Genomic DNA, 19385 nt, shown 5'->3' with positions numbered 1-19385 from the left:
AAGGTGAATTGAGAGCAGGAAAATCGCGCGTCCGCAAATTGTGTCGACGCCGTTTTTCCCTGTCTTTGCGCCGATTTGGAGCTTCGGAAAACCTCCGGTAGAGTATTTACTCGTTGCCCCCCTAGCTCAGTGGTAGAGCGCGTTCTTGGTAAGAACGAGGTCACCGGATCGATTCCGGTGGGGGGCTCTGGATGAGGGCCTGCGTCAAGGCGGTTTGACCGGCTTGACGCAGGCTTTTCTCATCCGTGGCGGTGTAGCTCAGTTGGTTAGAGCGCACGACTCATAATCGTGAGGTCGGGAGATCGAGCCTCCCCACCGCTACAAAAAGCAAGGCCCCGCAGATTCGTCTGCGGGGCCTTTTTGTTTCCCCCGCACGCCCCTGCCCTGTTGTGGGACAGAATGGGTCCATGAGCCGAATTGCGATCATTGGCGGCCACGGAAAAGTGGCCCTGCACCTGTCCCGAATTCTTAGTGGGGAAGGTCACGATGTCACGTCCTTCATCCGGAATCCCGAGCATGTGGCTGATGTCACTGCCACGGGAGCTTCCGCGGAGGTGTTGGACGTCGAAAACTCGACGACGGCGGAACTCGCCAAGGCGCTCGGGGGCCATGACGCCGTTGTCTGGTCCGCCGGGGCCGGTGGGGGAAACCCTTCGCGCACGTACGCCGTGGATCGGGATGCTGCCATCCGCTCCATGGATGCTGCCGCTGAAGCCGGCGTCAAGCGCTACGTGATGGTGTCCTACTTCGGTGCGGGCAAGGACCATGGCGTTCCCGAGGACAATTCGTTCTTCGCCTACGCGGAGGCGAAGTCCGCAGCTGACGAGTACCTCAGGAACACCGGGCTGGACTGGACGGTGCTGGGGCCCGGAGCGCTGACCGAGGATGCTCCAACGGGGCTGATCGAGGTGAATCCGGCGAACCCGGGCGACGGCACGCAGACCTCCCGGGGGAACGTTGCGCTGGTAGCTGCTGCTGTCCTGGAGTTGCCGGAAACCATTGGCCGGACCATTCCCTTCAGGGACGGGACCGTGGACGTAGTGGACGCCCTCACTGCGGAGTGATGCGGTTCCCCGGGATATGTTTGTAAGGGCCTTTTCGCTGTACGTGCCGTACAGAAGCAGGAGCAGAAGCCTCTACGAACACCTGGGGAAAGCGGGACTATGGATCAGTTGGCACTCATTGTCGGGTTGTTGCTTGCAACGGTGATCGCGGTAGGCCTTGGCGATCGGTTGCGGCTTCCGTATCCGGTGTTGATGTTGCTGCTGGCCGTTGCCCTGACTTTCATCCCGGGCTTTCCCGAGTTCGAGATTTCGCCGGAACTGATCCTTCCCATCTTCCTGCCGCCGTTGCTGTTCGCCACGGCCCAGAAGAGTTCCTGGGCTGTATTCCGCGTCCGGTGGCGGACCCTGCTGCTGATGGCCGTGGCATTGGTGGTGGTCTCCACCGCCGTGGTGGCGGGGGCGGCCTGGCTCATGATCCCCGGCATCGGGATTCCGGCCGCGATCGCCCTCGGCGCCATGGTTGCACCGCCTGACCCGGTAGCCGTGGAATCGGTGGCGGGGCGCGTGCACATGCCGCGACGCCTGATCACTGTGCTCCAGAGCGAGGGCCTCTTCAACGACGCCGCAGCCATCGTCATTTTCCAGGCAGCGGTTGCCGCCACCTTGGCCGGCAGCGAGGTGGGGCCCAACGTCATCATCCAGTTCGTGGTCGGCGCGGCCCTGGCAGTGGTGATCGGCATCGCCATGGGCTGGCTGACCAAGTTCATCACCAAGCTCGTCACGTCGATGGTCGCCCGCAGCGCGGTCACGCTGGTGGTCCCGTTCGCTGCCTACATCCTCGCCGAGGAGCTGCACGCCTCCGGTGTGGTGGCCGTCGTCGTGACTGCCCTGGAACTGCAGCGCCACTCCAGGCCGCAGGACGCTGCCGAACGCATTACCCGCCGTGCTTTCTGGGACGTGGTGGAGCTGCTGGCCACCGGCCTCGCCTTCGGCCTGGTGGGCTTGGAAATCCGGCACGTGATCCGCGATGAGGGAACAGCCATCTTCGGCATGATCGGAATGGCGGTGGTGATTTGCGTGCTCGTGTTCGTGGTGCGGTACCTCTGGCTCGGACTGCTCGCCATGACCGCCAACCGTCGGCGCAACGTCCTGCAGCCCACCACTGCCAAGGAAGTCCTGATCCTGACGTGGTGCGGCATGCGCGGCCTGGCCACCCTGGCCCTTGCCCTGGCACTTCCGCTGACCCTGCCCGACGGCAGCGACTTCCCGGCCCGCCACGAGATCCTGGTGATTGTCTGCGCGGTCCTGTTGGCCACCCTGGTCTTGCCCGGACTCACCCTCCCGTGGCTGATGCGGGTGCTCAATGCCACGGAGGACGGCTCACATGAGAAAGACGCTGCACGCCTGTTGGCCAAACGTGCCCAGTCGGCAGCGGTAGCGGCCCTGAAGGATCATGACCTCATGAAGGAGCTTCCGCCGGAGAAGGTGGCACTCGTGAAGGACAAAATGCGCAGGCTGCACGCGGAACTGCTGGACGGCACGCTGAAGAACGAGTCGACGGCGGAGAAGCGCGAGCGGGGCCGTGAACTTGCGATTGCGGTGCAGACCATTGCGCTGGATGCCGCGAGGCAGGAAGTGGTGGACGCCCGCAACGAGCCCGGGACGGATCCCGAGATCGCAGACCGCGTGTTGCGGCAGCTTGACCTCCGCACCATGTCCATGCCGGAGTAGGCGCCAGTTGCCGAAGGAGTCAGGACGCTCTCTTCGGCAATGATGCGGGGGAGAGATCCAGGGCGTGCTCTTCGACGTAGTCCAAGGCGTGGCGGATGGCTCCCAGTGACACGATGCCTTCCCCGAGCGTGGAGGTGGCCAGCCGCGGGGGAGTGAAGGTGAACTCCGGAAGTTCCTTCGTGATGGTAGGCAGCAGTACTTCTGCGGAGGCTGCTACTCCTCCAGCCAACACCACCAATTCCGGGTTGGCCAGCGTGCTGATGGCTCCGATGACCTTGGCCATGCGGAGCGCAACGCTGTCCAGGGCGTCGACGGCGGCCTGGTCGCCTTGTGCTGCGGCCTCGAAGACCATCTCGGCCGTCAAGTCTTCAGGTTCTCCGGCGCAGAGCTCCAGCATGATGGTGTCCTGTTGGCGCTCGATCGCTTGCCGGCCTGCCGATACCGCTGAATGCGCTATGCCGTAGGTGCTGCCGACGCCATCGACGTTGTTGAGGAATCCCAATTCGCCAAAGCCGCCCGATTGGCCGTGCAGGAGGCGGCCCGATTCCAGGATGCCGGAACCCAGGCGATCTCCGGCGAGCATGACTATAAGGTGGTCCACGCCCTGCGCTGTGCCCTGCCACCTCTCGGCGAGGGCTGCGAGGTTGGCATCGTTTTCCAGCAGAACGTGCCAGCCGTGCCGTTCCGAGACGATCCTGCGGACATCGAAGGACTGCCAGAACTCCTGGACGGTGAGCACTTCGCCGTCCCTGTTCACGGGGGCCGCTACGCCGACGGAGACTGCCAGGACCGATTCTGCCGGGACACCGGCCTTTTCCAACGCGTCGGCAGCGATCTTGTCCAGGACGTCTGCCCGCTCTGCCGCGGAGACGTTGTAGGTGCGGAACGGCATGGTCACCTGGGACAGCGGGGTTCCGGCCATGTCGGCGACGATCGTGGTGATCTTGTTGGCGCCGATGTCGATTCCCAACACGCTCGCGGCGCCGTCATCGAAGACAAACCGCCTGGCGGGCCGTCCCTTGACGTAGTCCCCGGCCCCGCGTTGGTTCTCCAACTCCTGCAGCCAGCCAAGGCGGACAAGCTCGTCACATATCGAGATAACTGTTGCCCGTGAAAGGCCAGTCCTGGCCATGAGTTCCGTGCCGGTGACGATGCCGGCCCCGCGCATGGCTTTGAGCATGGCACCGGCGTTGACCCTGCGTACCAGTTGTGTTGATGGTGCCGTTTCACCAAGCATGTTGCTCCCCGCTATCCCGGCCGTCCCTGAGGCAGAAGGATCGACCGCTCTAAATTTAGTACATAAATTTAGACTTCGCCCTGTTACGATCCCGGGCTTGACGATGTGGCGGTGCTCACAGAATACTTACGCAGGGTCATAAATTTATCTCCTATCTAAATTTCCCGGGCAGTGCTGCGCGCCATTGCCCTGACGGACTTCAGCAGTGGGGGCCGTTCGACGAAAGGACTACGTGTCTGTGAAAGTGACACGCTCAAAACGCTTCGCGGCCATGGGCTTGGGGCTGGCTTTGTTGGCCGGGCTGCTCTCGGGCTGCGCCGGTTCCCAGGAAAAGGAAACCGTCCGGTTCACGTTCAGCAAGCGTGAAGCCATAGGTTTCATGACCAAACTCGTGGAAGACTACAACGCTTCTCAGGACGACACCGAGGTGGTGCTGGATACTTCCGGCGTCGACGTCGTCTCCGCCAGCTTCGTCCGCGGAAACCCGCCGGACATCGCCCTGGCAAACTACAACATGGAATCCGCGCGCTTCGTCCAGCGCGGAGCCCTCAGCGATTTGTCCGGTACCGGCGCGGCCTCCCGCATCCGGGGAGACCTCCAGCCGTTGATGGACCAGTACGGGGTGTACCCGGGCAGGACCAGTGCCTTGCCGTATTCGGTCATGGCTTCGTCCGTGATCTACAACAAGGAGATCTTCGCCGCCCACAACCTCGAGGTCCCCAAGACCTGGACGGAGCTGATCGCCGTCTGCGACAAGCTCAAAGCCGCCGGCGTGACTCCGTTCTACGCCACGTGGAAGGACGACTGGACGATTGCCCAGGGCTGGTTCGACTATTCGGTGGGTGGCCAGCTGGACACCCTCGATTTCTTTGAGAAGCTGGCCGAGGCCGGTACTGAGGTAGGGCCCGGTTCGGAAGCTTCATTCCGGAAGGACTTCGAACCCCCGGTGGAGAAGATGCTCACTTTGGCCGGCAAGTACGTCAATAAGGATGCGGCCAGCAGGGCATACGGCGATGGCAACCTGGCCTTCTCGCAGGGCAAAGCCGCCATGTACCTCCAGGGCCCCTGGGCGTTCAGCGAGGTGGCCAAGACCGCTCCGGACCTGCAGCTGGGTACGTTCCCGCTGCCCATGACGGAAGACCCCAAGGACCTGCGCGTCCGCGTCAACGTGGACCTTGCGGCATGGATCCCCGAGGCCTCCAAGCATAAGGAAGCTGCGCGTGAATTCCTTGAGTACTTGTACCGGCCGGAGGTGATCGAGGCCTACAACGCATCCCAGTTGGGTTTCACGCCCACGGAGGACGCTTCCGGTACCCCTGACCCCCGCATTGAGGGCATGGTGCCCTACTACCAGAACGCGCAGGTCTACCAGGGCCCGTCGGTGCTGGTGCCCAAGACGATTCCGATCATGAACTACACGCAGGCGCTCGTGTTTGGCGCAGACCCTGCATCCACCCTCAGCACACTCGACGCCGATTGGGCACGCCTGGCCTTCCGCCAGTAGCGCAGACACAGGGAGCCACACACTATGTCCGTCACCAGCACAACCGTGCCATCAAAAACGCCGGAGCAGGGCCGCCCGGACCGGAACCGGTCAACCGGGAGCCGTCCAGCCCCGCGCCGCGGCCGCCGGGTGGAGCCGATTTTCTATCTGTTCCTCCTGCCGAGCCTTGTTCTCTTCACGCTCGCCATCACCGTTCCCGGAATCGTTGGAATCTTCTTTAGTTTCACAAATTCGATCGGGATCGGGGACTGGGAGTTCGTGGGCCTGACCAACTACATCGCGATCTTCAGCGACCCCGCCATCCTGCAGAGCTACCTGTTTACCTTCGGGTTCTCAATCGTCACGGTGATCGCCGTGAATGTGGTTGCGTTCCTGTTGGCTGTCGGGCTTACTTCGCGGATCCGCATGAAATCGGCGCTGCGGACCATCTTTGTCATCCCGATGGTGGTTTCGGGCATCATCATCGCGTACGTGTTCAATTTCCTCTTCTCCAACTCCCTTCCGTCGCTGGGTACTGCGGCCGGAATTCCGTGGCTTGAGAACAGCCTCCTGGCCAATCCGGACCTCGCCTGGATTGCGGTGGTAGTGGTCACGGCGTGGCAGGCCGTCCCGGGATCACTGCTTATTTACATCGCCGGACTCGTGGCAGTGCCGGGGGACGTCTACGAAGCTGCGGAACTGGACGGTGCCGGGAAAGTGCAACAGCTCTGGAGGATCACCCTGCCCCTCGTTGCCGGATACGTGGTGATCAACGTGATCCTTGGATTCAAGGGCTTCCTCAATGCCTACGACATCATCGTGGGCCTGACCAACGGCGGGCCGGGCACGTCAACCCGGAGCATCGCCATGACAGTCATCACCGGCTTCAACGGCGGCGACTACGCCTACCAGATGGCCAACGCCACGATCTTCTTCCTGGTGGCTGTCGTTATTTCTCTTGTACAGCTTTCGCTGACCCGCGGACGGAGTGCCCTCTGATGAACAAGCAAGCTACCAGGCCGGAACGCGTTAATTGGTCGGCGACCACTGTTCTTGTCCTCTGCTCGGTCACGGTCCTGCTTCCGCTCTACGTGACCATTTCCATGGCCCTCAAGACGCAAGGGCAGGCGGTGGACGGTAATGCTTTCTCCCTGCCCGCGCCCTTCAGCATGGAGGGTTTCGTCCAGGCATGGAACCTGACCAACTTCCCTGTCGGGGCGGCAATGTCCCTCCTTGTCACCGCCGGGACGGTTGTGGCCACCATCGTCCTGGCTGCCTTCGCTTCCTATGCGATTGTCCGTAACTGGGATCGCCGGTTGTTCCGGTACTCGTTCTACTACCTGCTGGCAGCAATGTTCATTCCCTTCCCCGTGGTGGCATTGCCGCAGATCCAGTTGACCGGCCGCCTGGCCCTGGACAATCCGTTCGGCGTTATCCTGCTGGCAACCATGTTCCAGCTGAGCTTCAGCGTGCTGCTCTTTACGGCGTTCCTGCGTTCCATTCCCATGGAACTGGAAGAAAGCGCCAGGATTGACGGAGCCACCACGTGGCAGACGTTCTGGAAGGTGATCTTCCCGCTGCTTGCCCCCATGAGCGCCACGGTGGGAATCTTCGCCTTCCTGTACGCCTGGAACGACTTCATGATGCCGTCGCTGATCATTTCCGACCCCGCCCTGCAGACCCTGCCGGTAAGGCAGAACCTGTTCCAGACGCAGTTCAGCAACAACTACCACGTCTCCTTCGCCTCGTACCTGATGGCCATGGCGCCGGCAATCGTCGCGTACTTGTTCACCCAGCGTTGGGTCATGGCAGGCGTCACCCAGGGTGCCGTGAAGGGCTGACCCGCCGGGCTGTTGACCTCCTGAGCCAGCCGTCAGATACTGGTCAAGGAACTAAATTTAGAATCTAAATCAAAGGAGTTTCGTGAGCACCTCCGCCACCAAGGCAAATTTGTCCCTCTCCGAACGCATGGCCGATCCCAAATGGTGGCGCCAGGCGGCGGTCTATCAGATCTACCCGCGGAGTTTCTACGACGCGAACGGTGACGGGCTGGGTGACCTCAAGGGCATCACGGCCAAGGTTCCGTACCTGAAGGAACTCGGCGTTGATGCCGTGTGGCTGAGCCCGTTCTACCCGTCGGCACTCGCCGACGGCGGCTACGACGTCGACGACTACCGCGACGTCGACCCCAAGCTGGGCACGCTGGCGGACTTTGACGAGATGGCGGCTGCGCTGCATGAAGCCGGCATCAAGATTGTGGTGGACATCGTTCCCAACCACTCCTCGGACCGCCACGAATGGTTCAAGGAAGCCCTTGCTTCGCCGAAGGGTTCTGCTGCCCGCGACCGCTACATCTTCCGCGACGGCAAAGGCGAGAACGGCGAACTGCCGCCGTCGGACTGGGATTCCGTGTTTGGCGGCCCCATCTGGGAACGCATCACCGAACCCGACGGCACTCCCGGCCAGTGGTACATGCATATCTTCGCCAAGGAACAGCCTGACTTTAACTGGGAGAACCCGGAAATCCGCGAGGACTTCCTGAAGACCCTGCGCTTCTGGTCCGACCGAGGCGTGGACGGCTTCCGCATCGACGTCGCCCACGGCATGGCCAAGGACCTGTCCGAGCCCATGCCCATGAAGGATGACCTCCTCGCACGGGCCCACGGCACAGACGGCTTCATTGACGGCTCCCACCCCTTCTGGGACCGCGACGAAGTCCACGAGGTCTACGCCGAGTGGCGCAAACTCTTCAACGAATACAACCCGCCCCGCACCGCCGTTGCCGAGGCATGGGTCCACGAGTCACGCCGTGCCCGCTATGCCAGCCCCGAGGGCCTGGGCCAGGCCTTCAACTTTGACCTGCTGCAGTCGGACTTTGACGCCGCATCTTTCAAGCAGATCATCACGGACAACCTGGTCCACGCCAAGGAGTCCGGCGCGTCCTCCACCTGGGTGTTCTCCAACCACGACGTCGTCCGCCACGCCACCCGCTATGGCCTCCCCAAGGGCGGTTCCGTGGCCCAGGGAACCAACGCGGCCCAGGACGTGACCGGCAGCAAGCCCAAGGGCCAGGACGGCAAGGGCTGGCTGCTGGCCGGTGCGCCGCAGGAAGAACTGGACGTTGAACTCGGCCTGCGCCGTGCCCGTGCCGCATCGCTCCTGCTCCTGGCGCTGCCGGGCTCTGCCTACCTGTACCAGGGCGAGGAATTGGGCTTGCGTGAAGTGACGGAAATTCCGGACTCCGAACGTCAGGACCCGTCATTCTTCCGCAACAAGGGCGTTGAAATCGGCCGGGATGGTTGCCGTGTGCCGTTGCCGTGGACCCCTGAAGGCCCATCCTTCGGTTTCGGGGCGGGCAAGGCACACCTGCCCCAGCCGGAGTGGTTCAAGGATTACGCGGTATCCATCCAGGAAGGCGTCGAAGGCTCCACGCTTGAGCTTTACCGCAAGGCCTTGGGCCTCCGCCGCCAGCTGCAGACCGATGAAGAGCTCGAGTGGGTGGAGACCGGTAACCCGGAGGTGCTGCACTTCAGCCGCCCCGGCGGTTGGGAGACGGTGACCAACTTCGGCACTGAAGCCTTCGAGCTTCCGGCCGGGACCGTCGTCGTCAGCAGCGGCCCGTTGGAGGACGGCAAGCTGCCGGCCGACACCACCGCGTGGGTAGTCCGCGACGCCTAGTCTGCGGCGCTGACACAACTACATGGATAACGTGAACGGGCGGGGACGCCTCATCTATGGCTGCATGGGACTCGGCGGGTCCTGGGATAACAACCACTACGGTGCTGCGGAAATCGACCAGGCCGCCGCGGTGATTGAATCGGCGCGGGGAATCGGCATCGGCTTGTTCGACCACGCTGATATCTACCGCCGGGGTAAGTCCGAAGCTGTTTTTGGGGAAGTCCTCGTCCGTTCCCCCGGTCTGCGGGAGAAGATCCGGTTGCAGACCAAATGCGGTATCAGGCTGGCAGAAGGAGGCCGGGACGGCCACTACGACCTCAGTCGCGAAGCCATCCTGGAACGGGTCAACGGGAGCCTGCAACGGCTCCAAACGGACTACGTGGACGTGCTGCTCCTGCACCGTCCGGATCCCCTCATGGACGCGCGCGAGGTGGCGGACGCCGTCGGGCAGTTAATGGCCGAAGGCAAGGTGCGGCACGTGGGTGTATCCAACATGTCCGGCGCCCAGATCGCGTACCTGCAGGACCGGCTGCAGACGCCCATCGTGGCGAACCAGCTGGAGATGAGCCTGCTGCGCCGGGACTGGCTGGAAAGCACGGTGCTGGTGAACCATCCCGAAGGGCGGGAGAACAGTTTTCCGCACGGGACGCTTGAGCTGTGCATGGACAGGGGCATCGAACTCCAGGCCTATGGTTCGTTGGCGCAGGGCCGGTATACGGGAGCGGGTGCCGACTCACCGGCAGAAGCTGCGGCGTCGGAGATGCTGGTCCGCCTGGCGGCGGAGAAGAACACTACTCCTGAATCAGTGCTGCTTGCGTGGCTCATGAAGCATCCGGCAAGGATTTCGCCGGTGGTGGGGACCACCAACCTTTCGCGGATCGGTGCATGTGCGGATGCCGTTGCCGTAGCCGGCAGCATGACCCGCGCCGAATGGTACGGGCTGTGGATCACGGCCCGCGGCTCGAACCTCCCCTAAAACAGCAGCCCCTAGGACAGCCCGGCCACCACGGAGTACGTGCTCGAGTCGCCTTGGATCGGCTGGCTCTGCCTGCCGTCCGTGCCCACCGGGATGTCCCCGGCAATGGTCACGCGGTTCAGTTTGCGGGGCTGCCCGTCGTAGTTGTCCGGTGCGTAGTGCTGGGTGATCCGGTTGTCGAACAACACCACTTGGTTGGGCTCCCAATTCACCCGGAACACGTTCTCCGGACGGGTGACGTAGGCCTGCAGGAGCCGGATGATGTCCTTCGATTCGGTGTTGGACAGACCCACGATCCGCAGACGCTGCGCGAAGCCCCCAATGAACAATCCGCGCTCGCCGGTCAAGGGGTGGACCCGAACCACCGGGTGGGCAGTCTCGAACTTCAGCCGCGTGAATTCCTTGCGGCGTTCCTCGGCGTTGGTGTGCTCCAGGTTCTTTGGAACGGAGTAGTCGTAGTCGTTGGTGTGGATGGCCCAGAGGGTGTCCGCGAAGTTCCGAAGTTCGTCCGGGAGGTCGCGGTAGGCTCCGGCGGAGGACGCGATCAGGGTCTCGCCGCCGTAGGCCGGCAGGTCGATGCTGCGAAGGGTGGAGGCCTGGGGCGGGTTCACCACGAACGTGACGTCGGTGTGCCAGTTGTTCGCGGAGCCGTTCTCGCTGTCCACCGGAAGGACGTTCTCTTCACCCTCCACGGACGCCACGGTGGGGTGTGCCTTGGTGAGCGGACCGAAGTGGGAAGCGAACTTCACCTGGGCTTCGTCCGTCAGGATGTTCGCCTCACGGAAGACGAGCGCCTTGTGTTCGTTGAGGGCAGCACGGATCTGCGCCACGGTGTCCGCGCTCAGATCTCCGGAGATGTCCAGGCCCCGGATTTCGGCCCCGATTCGGGCTCCAAGCTTCCGGAACTCAAGTTTGGTTTCGGTAATGACGGTCATTTGTTTTCCTTACTTTCGATGTGGTGTGTGGCGGGTGCCACGATGGAAAAATCAGGAAGCCGCTGAACCCACGGCGGTGCGCCAGCGGGAGAAGTGCCGCTCCAAGGCGACCAGCAGGAAGTTCACGGCAAGCCCCAGCAGGGACACCGTGAGGATCCCGGCATACATGTCAGGGATGAGGAAGCTGCTTTGGGCGTTGACGATCAGGTACCCGAGGCCTGCCTTGGCGCCCACCATCTCGGCGGCGATCAGGACCAGGATGGAGGCCGTGCCTGCCATGCGGATGCCCGTGAAGATGGTGGGAACCGCGGAGGGCAGGATGACTTTCTGGAACAAGCGGAAGCTGCCCAACCCCAAGGAACGCGCGGCCCGGATAAGGAGTGGATCCACGGTTTTCACGCCGGCGATCGTGTTGAGCAGCACGGGGAAGAACGCGGCGTAGGCCACGATGCTGATCTTCGACTCTTCGCCGATGCCCAGCAGGAGAGTGAACACCGGGAGCAACGCCAAGGCAGCGGTGTTGCGGAACAGCTCCAGCAAGGGGTTGAGCACCGAATTCAGCCGCCCGTACCAGGCGATCAACAGCCCCAGCGCAACACCGGCCACCAACGCAGCACCGAAACCTGCAACAGACCTTGTGAGGCTCGCAGTGATGTGCCCTTGGATGGTTCCGGCCTCGAACAACCTGGCCCAGGCAGCCAGGACTTCGTGCAGCGGGGGAAGGAAGACCTTGGTGGACGGGCTGGCCAGGTACGTCGGGCCCAGCTCCCAGAGCGCCAGGAAGGCAAGGACGGCAGTGGACTTCCACACGACCGAACCGGCAGCGTTGGCGAGACGCCGCCCGGCCGATGGTTCCGGCGTCGTACGGGCTGCTGCAGGATGGGCCGCAGCGGAAGGCTCGACGGCGGCAGCCGGCCCGGGTGCGGACGTTGCCGTTTGTTGTTCTTGAGTGAGGGTGGTGGTCATCAGGCCGCACTCCTTTCAGTAGCAGTGGCGGGTTCGTCCGGTGCGCTGCCGTCGGGCAGGATCTTGCGGTGCCCGGCATCCTGCGCTCGCCGGACCTCGTCGTGGAGCAGTGTCCAGACCTGGTGCCGGTGCTCAACGAACGCAGGGTTGGACCTGACGTCCTGGTCCCCGTCGCGGTCCGGGATAGTGATCTCCACGATTTCCTTGAGCCGGCCCGGACGGGCACTGAGCACGGCGACGCGTTGGCCCAGGTACACGGCCTCGTCGATTCCATGGGTAATGAACACGATGGTCTTGCCTGTTGCCTTCCAGATCCGCAGGAGTTCGTCCTGCAGCTGTTCACGGGTCTGGGCGTCCAACGCGGCGAACGGTTCGTCCATCAGCAGCACGTCCGGTTCGTAGGCAAGGCTCCGCGCGATCGCCACGCGTTGCTTCATCCCGCCGGAGAGCTCGTGCGGAAAACGGTCTTCGAAGCCGGCCAAGCCCACCAGGGCCAGGTATTCCTTGGCCTTGGCCGCCCGTTCGCGCCGGTTCAGCTTCCTGCCGTCCGGCCCGGGGCCTTCCAATCCGATGGAAACGTTCGCCGATGCTGTCCGCCATGGAAAGAGGGCGTATTGCTGGAACACCACTGCGCGGTCCTTGCCGGGTCCCGTCACGGGTTGGCCGTCCACCAGGACCTCGCCGGAGGTCGGGGTGGAGAGGCCCGCAAGCAGGTCCAGCAAAGTGGTCTTGCCCGAACCGCTGGGTCCCACCAACGTGAGGAACTCGCCGTCGCGGACGTCGAGGTTGAGCGAGTCGATGGCCGTGAGCCGTGTGGCCGGGCCACCCTTGCTTGCCCTGACGGTGAATTCCTTGCTGACGTTGCGCAAGCTGATTTTGGCTGTCATGGCTATCCCTTCTTCGCAGTGCTTGTAGTCGCAGTGTCCGCGGAGCCACCGGCGAGCCCGTTGTAGTCGTTGGTGTAGTACTTGGACGGCGTGAGATCGCCCTTCACGATGCCCGAGGAGTTGAGCCACGCTTCCCACTTGGTGAAGTCCGAATCCGTGATCACGCCGGCGTCGGGAACACCGGGGCTCTTCCAGAACTTCAGGTTGGCCGTACTCTCGTTGCGGCCCCGGCCCTCGATGATCTTGGCGAACCGGGCTATGACCTCGTCGCGGGGCGTTTCAGCTGCCCACTTGATGGCCTTGGCAACTCCGGTGGTGAAGGTGCGTGTGGTGCCCGGATTCTTCTGGATGAAGTCGGTGCGGAAGACGATCTGGCCGCCGGCGAACGTGCCGAACAGTTCCACATCGCTGAACAGGGAGCGGAGGCCGCCTGCTTCGACGGCGCGGTCCTGCAGGACGCCGCCGAGCGTTCCAACGTCCACCTGCCCGCGGCGGATCGCTTCTTCCGTGTCATTCGGGGCCAAAGGCACCAGTTGGACTTGCTTGATCTCGTCCTGGCTGAGTCCGTTCTTCGTCAGCCAGGTATTGATCACGGCCTCGTGGTGGGCTCCGAGGGTATTGACGGCCACCTTCTTCCCGATCAGGTCCTTGGGACCCTTGATGTCGCTGTCGGCTTTGACGTAGTACCCGCTGAAGGTTTTCTGGTCCGAGCCGTAGTAGTTGGTGACGGCCTTGACGGGGGAGCCCGCTTCGATGAGTTTGACCACCGCGCCGGAGAACGCGCCGCCGAAGTCCGTCTGGTTGGTGGCGGCGGACTGGATGTCCTGCGGGCCGCTGGTGGTGTTGCCCACCCAGTTGAGCTTGATGTCACCCAGGTAACCCAGGTCTGCTGCCAGTTCCGGGAAGGTCACGTTGTTCGCCGAACCTTGGTAGCGAAGTTCCTTGACTTGGGCGGACGGGTCGGCCGGACCGGCTTCGGCTGAACCGCCGCAGCCGGAGACCGTCAGGGCTAGTACGACGGCGGCCGCGACGCTCAGCAGGGGCAGTTGCAGTTTCATGGGAGCTACTTTCGGGAGTTGTTGTTCGGTGTTCGGGGGGCCGGAGGCTTCACCGGCTTGGGAACGATGTAAGCCCATGTGGCGGGTGGTAGGAAAGCGCGGCGGTAACCGCGGTAAACCCGGGGAAACAACAGGCAACGAGGCGAAATACCGGGCCTTGGGTGGCAACGAATGGACACATACTTCGCTGTGTTGATCCCTTTGACGGGAGTGTTCCGTCCGGTGACAAAGAACTACCGGCGGGCCGGGCATGACTGGCGCGGACCGCCGTCGAACGCCCATACTGTGGGACCCCACAGTCATAACGGGTTTAGTTCGTATTGATCCTCACAAGCGGACTGATTTCTTCGTCGCCCGGGCCGCAGGACGGATACGGTAGATACATGACCTCTAGCATCGCCGCCGAATCAGTTCGGCCCACCCGTAACATCCCTGCCGATATCGCCCGTTCCTGGCTCCTCGTGAATGCCATGAAGACGGAACTTTTCGACGAATCCGCAGGCTCACGGGCAGATGCCATCATCCTCGACATCGAGGACGCCGTTGACCCGTCGCAGAAGGACACCGCCCGGGAGAACGTGGTCAACTGGCTGACCGCCGGCGGCCAGGCATGGGTCCGCATCAATGACGCCACCAGCCCTTTCTGGGCCGATGACCTCGCCGGGCTGCGCGGCACCCCTGGCTTGCTCGGTGTCATGCTGGCCAAGACCGAATCCGCCGACCAGGTGACCGAGTCTTTCCACCGGATGGACGGCAAGACCCCGGTCATTCCGCTGGTTGAATCCGCCCTCGGCATCGAGGAAGCCAACCACATCGCCCGCGCCCAGGGTGCCTTCCGCCTGGCCTTCGGTTCCGGTGATTTCCGCCGCGACACCGGCATGGCAGCAACTCCGGAAGCCATGGCTTACCCGCGGGCCAAGCTCGTGGTCGCCAGCCGCGTCGGCAACCTTCCGGGTCCCATCGACGGACCCACCGTCGGCACCAACCACCCCATCCTCCGTGAGCAGACCGGCATCACCGTGACCATGGGCATGACCGGCAAGCTCTGCCTGGCCATTGACCAGACCACGGTCATCAACGAGGTCATCAGCCCAACGCCGTCGGACGTCGCCTGGGCGACCGATTTCATGAACGACTTCGAGGCCAACGGCCGTGTCATCCGCGACGGCTCAGACCTGCCGCGCCTGGGCCGTGCAGAAAAGATCATGAAGCTCGCGGTGGCCTTCGGGGTCCAGCCTTCCCTCTAGGCGTATTCCTTCGCCGAGGGGTTAGATCCCGGCACTCACCGTGAGCTTTACCCGTGAGAACTAACCCCTCGGCGAAGCCCTGCAACGCGCCCGGTAGACTTGGATGGTGCTGAACGAATTCTGGGCCAACGCCTCCACCGGGTACAAAGTGCTGGTTTTCAGCGCCATGGGACTCATTGCGGCAGGCGTCATCCTGTCCATCGCCGCAAACACCTCGGGCAACCAAGGACTCGCCATGGCATCCCTGGGCGTCCTCGGCCTGGGCCTGGTACTCCATGTCACCGGACTCGTGATCCGCGGCCAGCAGATCCGCAAGAGCTACAAGAAATAGCCTTCTTCACAGGGTGGTGCCCACACCTGTCTCCGTGCGTCCGCCCGATAGGGTTGGACCATGAGTATCAATCCGGACCTGCAGGGCCGCAGCTACCCTGCCGCAGAGGTTTACGACGTCGGCCGTGAGAAAATCCGCGAGTTCGCCAAGGCAGTAAAGGCCACCCACCAGGCGCACTTCGACGTCGAAACGGCGCGGGCCCTGGGCCATCGCGACCTCGTGGCGCCTCCCACGTTTGCCATCATCATTGCCCAGCGTGCTGACGCGCAGCTGGTGGAGGATCCCGAAGCCGGGATCGATTTCTCCCGCGTTGTCCACGCAGACCAGCGCTTCACGCACCATCGCCCGATCGTCGCCGGGGACCGTCTGGTAGCCGAGCTGCACGTCGACGGCGTACGCGCCATGGGAGGCGGCGCCATGATCACCACGCGTTCGGAAATCTTTGCCCTGGCCGACGGTGACAGCCGTGAAAAGGTCGCAACCACCACCTCGTCCATCCTGGTCCGGGGAGAGGGACAGTAACCATGAGCCCCGTTTTCGCAGACCTGGCAGTCGGCCAGGAAATTGGCAACCGCACCATCGAAGTCACCCGCCAGGACCTGGTCAAATACGCAGGTGCTTCCGGAGACTTCAACCCCATCCATTGGAACGAGGCATTCGCCACGTCAGTGGAACTTCCCGGCGTCATCGCCCACGGCATGTTCACCATGGGTGCAGCGGTACAGCTGGTCAGCGACTGGGCAGGCGATCCGGCCGCCGTCGCTGACTACCAGACCCGCTTCACCAAGCCGGTGCTGGTGACCGACACCACGGGAACGGATGAGCCCGGAGCGGTCATCGAGGTGACCGGCGCGGTGGGTGCGCTCGACGCCGAGGCGGGTACCGCCCGCATTGACCTCACCGTGGTGGCCGCCGGCCAGAAGGTCCTCATGAAGTCGCAGGCAGTGGTCAAGCTCTCCTAGGTATTGCAGGGACCGGGTCTCTGCCGCGTGCTTGCGGCGGAGCCCCGGCCCAAACCCCGATAGGCTTGATGGGTGACCCAGACGCTGCTTTCCGAATTGACCACAGCTGCCGTGGGCGGCCCCGCCGGCACCTTTGTGGAGGCACGTACCGAGGCGGAAATCATCGACGCCGTCCGCTCGGCTGACGCCGCGGGGGAGAAGCTCCTCATCATCGGCGGCGGATCCAATCTATTGATCTCCGACGACGGCTACCCCGGTACAGTCCTCAAAATCTCTTCCGAGGGCTTCACAGTCAACGCCGAGGACAGCTGCGGGGGAGTCTCCGTGGTGGTCCAGGCAGGACACAACTGGGATGCCTTGGTTGAACACGCCGTGAAGCACGCCTGGTCCGGCCTGGAAGCGCTCTCCGGGATTCCCGGCGCAACGGGAGCCACCCCGGTCCAAAACGTAGGAGCCTACGGTGCTGATGTTTCGCAGACCATTGCTGCCGTACGAACGTGGGACCGGGAAAGCAACGCAGTCCGCACCTTCACCAACTCCGAGCTCACGTTCGGCTACCGTGACTCCATCCTGAAGCAGACCACTGTGGAGGGTTCGCCGCGGTTCGTGGTCCTCACGGTTGAATTCCAACTGCCGCTGGGCAGGATGAGCGCCCCCATCCGCTACGCCGAACTTGCCCGCGTGCTCGGGGTCGAGGTGGGCAAACGGGCGTATTCCAACGATGTCCGGCGGGAGGTGCTCAGGCTGCGTGCGTCCAAGGGCATGGTGCTGGACGCCGACGATCGCGACACCTACTCAACGGGTTCGTTCTTCACTAATCCGATCGTGTCCAAGGAACAGGCCGAGGCGTTGCCTGCGGACGCCCCCAGGTACCCGGCAGGATCCGACGGGTTGGTGAAACTGTCCGCCGCCTGGTTGATTGACCGTGCAGGATTCGGCAAGGGCTACGGGCTGGAGGAGTCCAGTGTTTCCGGGGGCAGGGCATCGCTGTCCACCAAGCACACCTTGGCCATCACCAACCGTGGCTCCGCCTCGGCTGCGGACATGGCGGCCATTGCGCGCGAGGTGCGTTCCGGCGTCGTGGATCGCTTTGGGATTGAACTGCACCCCGAACCGCTGCTGATCGGCGTTTCGCTGTAGCTTCCGGCCCTGGTCAGCGCGTTAGCGCGTCCGGCGCTCCGCGATGGGCAGCACTTTGTTCAGCAGCAGGAACGTCAGCCCGCAGCTGACAGAACCCAGCAGGAAGATCTGGCTGAATGCGATGCTCTGCGGCGACGGTCCGCTGGGGAGGAAAAGGCCCGCGGTGGCAAAGCCCACCAATCCGAGCATCATCACTATGGATCCCAGCAGGAAACTGCGCACCTGTGCCGCTGCGGCCGGATAGAACCACGGCTCGGGCGCGTCGCCGTCCCGCGGTGAGACGGGCTGGAGGAGGGCTGCGACGCCGAGCAGCAGCGCGGCCAGGGCTGTTGCCACGATTCCGGCGAGCTGGATGCTTTGCATTGAGGGTGAAAGCCGTACTCCCGTGCCTACGGCAACGATCAGTCCGGCCACCAAGCCGACGCCGCTGCAGCACCAGCCGGCGGCAGCCAACCGGCGGCTGAGCGGCCGCACCAGCGGAGCCAGATCACCAAAGAGCATGTAGCAATCCTAGGCAACGCGTCTGGAAGGCGGCTGGGAGGCAGGGCAATGTTCGCTGTGGTCGGCGGCTTTAGGATGGAGCATGCCTATCGGGAAGCGGAGCCCCACACCTGCCGTGATCGGCCGTCTGCGGCTCGCCAACCAGGGTCTGTTGGGCGGGAAGCGTGCTTCTGTTCCCGACGCCGTCCGGTGGATGACTGCCATGCAAGCCCAGGATCTGGGTCATGCGCTGTGGGCGGTTGGCCAGAGGGTGGCGGGACCGGGAGCCTCCGAGGTCCGGGCGGCGCTGGACGCCGGGACCGTGGTCCGGTCCTGGCCGATGCGCGGTACGTTGCATTTGGTGGCGCCGGAGGACCTGCGGTGGATGCTGGGAATCACCAGCGGGCGGCTCCTGCAGTCACTGCGGACCAGGCACCGTGTACTGAACATCACACCGGATGACATCAGTCATGCCCGCGACGTGGCTTTGGAGACCATTGCCACCCTGTCGAGGGACACTGAGGCAGCAGGCGCCAGCCGGGAGCAGCTATTCGCGGCGTTCGAGGAAGCGGGCCAGGTCACCAAAGCCCAACGGGGCATCCACCTCATAGCTTGTTTGTGCCAGGAGGCGTCACTGGTCCAGGGGCCCATGGCCGGAACCAAAGGCAATGCGGGGGTGCAGCAGTTGTTTGTCCCTTTCGACCAGTGGATCAGGGACTCACGTGCCGTGGATCGCGAGCCCGGCATCGCCGAATGGTTCCTCCGCTACATCCACAGCCATGGCCCGGCCACTGTCCGCGACTTCGCGTGGTGGACCCAGGTGCCGCTCAGCGAGGCCCGGGCGGCGCTGAGCGCCGTCCAGAATCAATTGGTGGAGCTGCCGTTCGGGGATGCAAGCTACTGGATGTCGCAGGAGACGGCTGCAATGCTCGACGACGGCGTTCCCGGCGCCCGCTCGGTGCTGGCCCTCCCCGGGTTTGACGAATTCCTGCTCGGTTACCAGGACCGGAGCCTGGTGCTCGCTCCTGAGTATGCCGAACTTGTAGTGCCCGGCAAGAACGGGGTCTTCAAACGGATCATCGTTGCCGGGGGTGGCGTGGTGGGGACGTGGGCCAGGACGGGAACAGGGAAGTCAGCCGGAGTGGTCCCGGAACCGTTCACGGGAACACTTGGACCGTCTGCGGAACGGTCCTTCCTGGCGCAGGCCCGTGCCTACCTGAAGTTCATGGAGAGCTGACCCCGGGTACGCGCCGGTTCCCTTAAACGGAAA

Annotated in this window: 19 protein-coding genes and 2 tRNA genes; 15 read left to right on the top strand and 6 right to left on the bottom strand. The window is 63.6% G+C overall.

The genetic code is table 11. The features are described from left to right. Positions 1-115: 115 nt before the first annotated feature. From AUR_RS05045 to AUR_RS05030, 4 genes are all read left to right on the top strand, one after another. Positions 116-187 (top strand) — tRNA-Thr (locus AUR_RS05045). A 60-nt stretch (positions 188-247) separates the two neighbouring features. After that, a tRNA-Met gene (locus AUR_RS05040) sits at positions 248-321 on the top strand. 86 nt (positions 322-407) lie between these two features. After that, positions 408-1064, top strand: coding sequence for an SDR family oxidoreductase (locus AUR_RS05035; RefSeq protein ID WP_062097548.1), 657 nt, complete (start codon positions 408-410; stop codon positions 1062-1064). A gap of 99 nt (positions 1065-1163) precedes the next feature. After that, positions 1164-2735: a Na+/H+ antiporter gene (locus tag AUR_RS05030; RefSeq protein ID WP_062097546.1), complete on the top strand. Its 1572-nt coding sequence runs from the start codon at positions 1164-1166 to the stop codon at positions 2733-2735. A 19-nt stretch (positions 2736-2754) separates the two neighbouring features. Here AUR_RS05030 and AUR_RS05025 read toward each other — a convergent pair whose 3' ends face one another. Then, positions 2755-3972, bottom strand: coding sequence for an ROK family protein (locus AUR_RS05025; protein ID WP_062097544.1), 1218 nt, complete (start codon positions 3970-3972; stop codon positions 2755-2757). 232 nt (positions 3973-4204) lie between these two features. On the opposite strand from AUR_RS05025, the gene AUR_RS05020 reads away from it, so the two are divergent. The 5 genes from AUR_RS05020 to AUR_RS05000 all read left to right on the top strand — a co-directional run bounded on the left by AUR_RS05020 (position 4205) and on the right by AUR_RS05000 (position 10109). Continuing rightward, entirely contained in the window at positions 4205-5476 is a 1272-nt protein-coding gene (locus AUR_RS05020; protein WP_062097542.1) for an ABC transporter substrate-binding protein, read from the top strand. A 24-nt stretch (positions 5477-5500) separates the two neighbouring features. After that, the gene (locus AUR_RS05015) at positions 5501-6454 is read left to right on the top strand and encodes a carbohydrate ABC transporter permease (protein ID WP_062097540.1); all 954 of its coding nucleotides are present in this window, start codon (positions 5501-5503) and stop codon (positions 6452-6454) included. Beyond that, a complete protein-coding gene (locus AUR_RS05010) occupies positions 6454-7296 on the top strand; it encodes a carbohydrate ABC transporter permease (RefSeq protein ID WP_062097539.1) in 843 nt (280 codons plus the stop codon). The genes AUR_RS05015 and AUR_RS05010 overlap by 1 nt, the downstream gene beginning before the upstream one ends. An 82-nt stretch (positions 7297-7378) precedes the next feature. After that, positions 7379-9133: a glycoside hydrolase family 13 protein gene (locus tag AUR_RS05005; RefSeq protein ID WP_062097537.1), complete on the top strand. Its 1755-nt coding sequence runs from the start codon at positions 7379-7381 to the stop codon at positions 9131-9133. Between the two features lie 22 nt (positions 9134-9155). Beyond that, positions 9156-10109, top strand: a complete 954-nt coding sequence (locus AUR_RS05000; RefSeq protein WP_031216534.1) for an aldo/keto reductase — start codon at positions 9156-9158, stop codon at positions 10107-10109. 11 nt (positions 10110-10120) lie between these two features. On the opposite strand, the gene AUR_RS04995 is transcribed toward AUR_RS05000, so the two are convergent. From AUR_RS04995 to AUR_RS04980, 4 genes are read right to left on the bottom strand one after another with little or no spacing between them, the layout of a single operon-like run. Further along, positions 10121-11044, bottom strand: a complete 924-nt coding sequence (locus AUR_RS04995) for a TauD/TfdA dioxygenase family protein (RefSeq protein ID WP_021472357.1) — start codon at positions 11042-11044, stop codon at positions 10121-10123. Positions 11045-11095: 51 nt separating this feature from the next. Continuing rightward, on the bottom strand, positions 11096-12010 hold the full coding sequence (locus AUR_RS04990; RefSeq protein WP_062097535.1) for an ABC transporter permease: 915 nt from the start codon (positions 12008-12010) through the stop codon (positions 11096-11098). After that, positions 12010-12897 (bottom strand): ABC transporter ATP-binding protein, encoded by an 888-nt coding sequence (locus AUR_RS04985; protein WP_062097533.1) that lies wholly within the window; start codon positions 12895-12897, stop codon positions 12010-12012. Before AUR_RS04985 ends, AUR_RS04990 begins: the two co-directional genes overlap by 1 nt. Before the next feature lie 2 nt (positions 12898-12899). Next, positions 12900-13955 carry an ABC transporter substrate-binding protein gene (locus tag AUR_RS04980; RefSeq protein ID WP_062097531.1) on the bottom strand — a complete coding sequence of 352 codons (1056 nt, stop codon included), beginning with the start codon at positions 13953-13955 and terminating at the stop codon, positions 12900-12902. 383 nt (positions 13956-14338) lie between these two features. Here AUR_RS04980 and AUR_RS04975 point away from each other — a divergent pair, with 383 nt between their 5' ends. The 5 genes from AUR_RS04975 to AUR_RS04955 all read left to right on the top strand — a co-directional run bounded on the left by AUR_RS04975 (position 14339) and on the right by AUR_RS04955 (position 17635). Next, complete coding sequence (locus tag AUR_RS04975) at positions 14339-15202, top strand: HpcH/HpaI aldolase/citrate lyase family protein (RefSeq protein ID WP_021472361.1); 864 nt, start codon at positions 14339-14341, stop codon at positions 15200-15202. A 106-nt stretch (positions 15203-15308) separates the two neighbouring features. Next, entirely contained in the window at positions 15309-15533 is a 225-nt protein-coding gene (locus tag AUR_RS04970; RefSeq protein WP_062099295.1) for a DUF3188 domain-containing protein, read from the top strand. A gap of 60 nt (positions 15534-15593) precedes the next feature. Continuing rightward, entirely contained in the window at positions 15594-16055 is a 462-nt protein-coding gene (locus AUR_RS04965) for an FAS1-like dehydratase domain-containing protein (protein WP_021472363.1), read from the top strand. 2 nt (positions 16056-16057) lie between these two features. Further along, the gene (locus tag AUR_RS04960; RefSeq protein ID WP_021472364.1) at positions 16058-16495 is read left to right on the top strand and encodes a MaoC family dehydratase; all 438 of its coding nucleotides are present in this window, start codon (positions 16058-16060) and stop codon (positions 16493-16495) included. Positions 16496-16567: 72 nt separating this feature from the next. Continuing rightward, positions 16568-17635, top strand: coding sequence for a UDP-N-acetylmuramate dehydrogenase (locus tag AUR_RS04955; RefSeq protein ID WP_062097529.1), 1068 nt, complete (start codon positions 16568-16570; stop codon positions 17633-17635). Positions 17636-17656: 21 nt separating this feature from the next. Here the strand turns inward: AUR_RS04955 and AUR_RS04950 are convergent, their stop codons facing one another. After that, entirely contained in the window at positions 17657-18136 is a 480-nt protein-coding gene (locus AUR_RS04950) for a hypothetical protein (protein WP_021472366.1), read from the bottom strand. A gap of 82 nt (positions 18137-18218) precedes the next feature. Here AUR_RS04950 and AUR_RS04945 point away from each other — a divergent pair, with 82 nt between their 5' ends. Beyond that, positions 18219-19352, top strand: a complete 1134-nt coding sequence (locus AUR_RS04945) for a winged helix DNA-binding domain-containing protein (RefSeq protein WP_062097527.1) — start codon at positions 18219-18221, stop codon at positions 19350-19352. Positions 19353-19385: the final 33 nt, after the last annotated feature.

This window comes from Paenarthrobacter ureafaciens (genome assembly GCF_004028095.1).
GTDB classification, from domain to species: Bacteria; Actinomycetota; Actinomycetes; order Actinomycetales; family Micrococcaceae; genus Arthrobacter; species Arthrobacter ureafaciens.
The sequence above is the reverse complement of the archived record's forward strand: the minus strand, read 5'-3'. Positions and strand labels throughout refer to the sequence as shown.

Bases quoted from the DNA above. Each gene is read 5' to 3' on its own strand.
- AUR_RS05035 (WP_062097548.1), top strand. From the start codon at position 408: ATGAGCCGAATTGCGATCATTGGCGGCCACGGAAAAGTGGCCCTGCAC.
- AUR_RS05030 (WP_062097546.1), top strand. From the start codon at position 1,164: ATGGATCAGTTGGCACTCATTGTCGGGTTGTTGCTTGCAACGGTGATC.
- AUR_RS05025 (WP_062097544.1), bottom strand. From the start codon at position 3,972: ATGCTTGGTGAAACGGCACCATCAACACAACTGGTACGCAGGGTCAAC.
- AUR_RS05015 (WP_062097540.1), top strand. From the start codon at position 5,501: ATGTCCGTCACCAGCACAACCGTGCCATCAAAAACGCCGGAGCAGGGC.
- AUR_RS05010 (WP_062097539.1), top strand. From the start codon at position 6,454: ATGAACAAGCAAGCTACCAGGCCGGAACGCGTTAATTGGTCGGCGACC.
- AUR_RS05000 (WP_031216534.1), top strand. From the start codon at position 9,156: ATGGATAACGTGAACGGGCGGGGACGCCTCATCTATGGCTGCATGGGA.
- AUR_RS04995 (WP_021472357.1), bottom strand. From the start codon at position 11,044: ATGACCGTCATTACCGAAACCAAACTTGAGTTCCGGAAGCTTGGAGCC.
- AUR_RS04990 (WP_062097535.1), bottom strand. From the start codon at position 12,010: ATGACCACCACCCTCACTCAAGAACAACAAACGGCAACGTCCGCACCC.
- AUR_RS04985 (WP_062097533.1), bottom strand. From the start codon at position 12,897: ATGACAGCCAAAATCAGCTTGCGCAACGTCAGCAAGGAATTCACCGTC.
- AUR_RS04980 (WP_062097531.1), bottom strand. From the start codon at position 13,955: ATGAAACTGCAACTGCCCCTGCTGAGCGTCGCGGCCGCCGTCGTACTA.
- AUR_RS04975 (WP_021472361.1), top strand. From the start codon at position 14,339: ATGACCTCTAGCATCGCCGCCGAATCAGTTCGGCCCACCCGTAACATC.
- AUR_RS04965 (WP_021472363.1), top strand. From the start codon at position 15,594: ATGAGTATCAATCCGGACCTGCAGGGCCGCAGCTACCCTGCCGCAGAG.
- AUR_RS04960 (WP_021472364.1), top strand. From the start codon at position 16,058: ATGAGCCCCGTTTTCGCAGACCTGGCAGTCGGCCAGGAAATTGGCAAC.
- AUR_RS04950 (WP_021472366.1), bottom strand. From the start codon at position 18,136: ATGCTCTTTGGTGATCTGGCTCCGCTGGTGCGGCCGCTCAGCCGCCGG.
- AUR_RS04945 (WP_062097527.1), top strand. From the start codon at position 18,219: ATGCCTATCGGGAAGCGGAGCCCCACACCTGCCGTGATCGGCCGTCTG.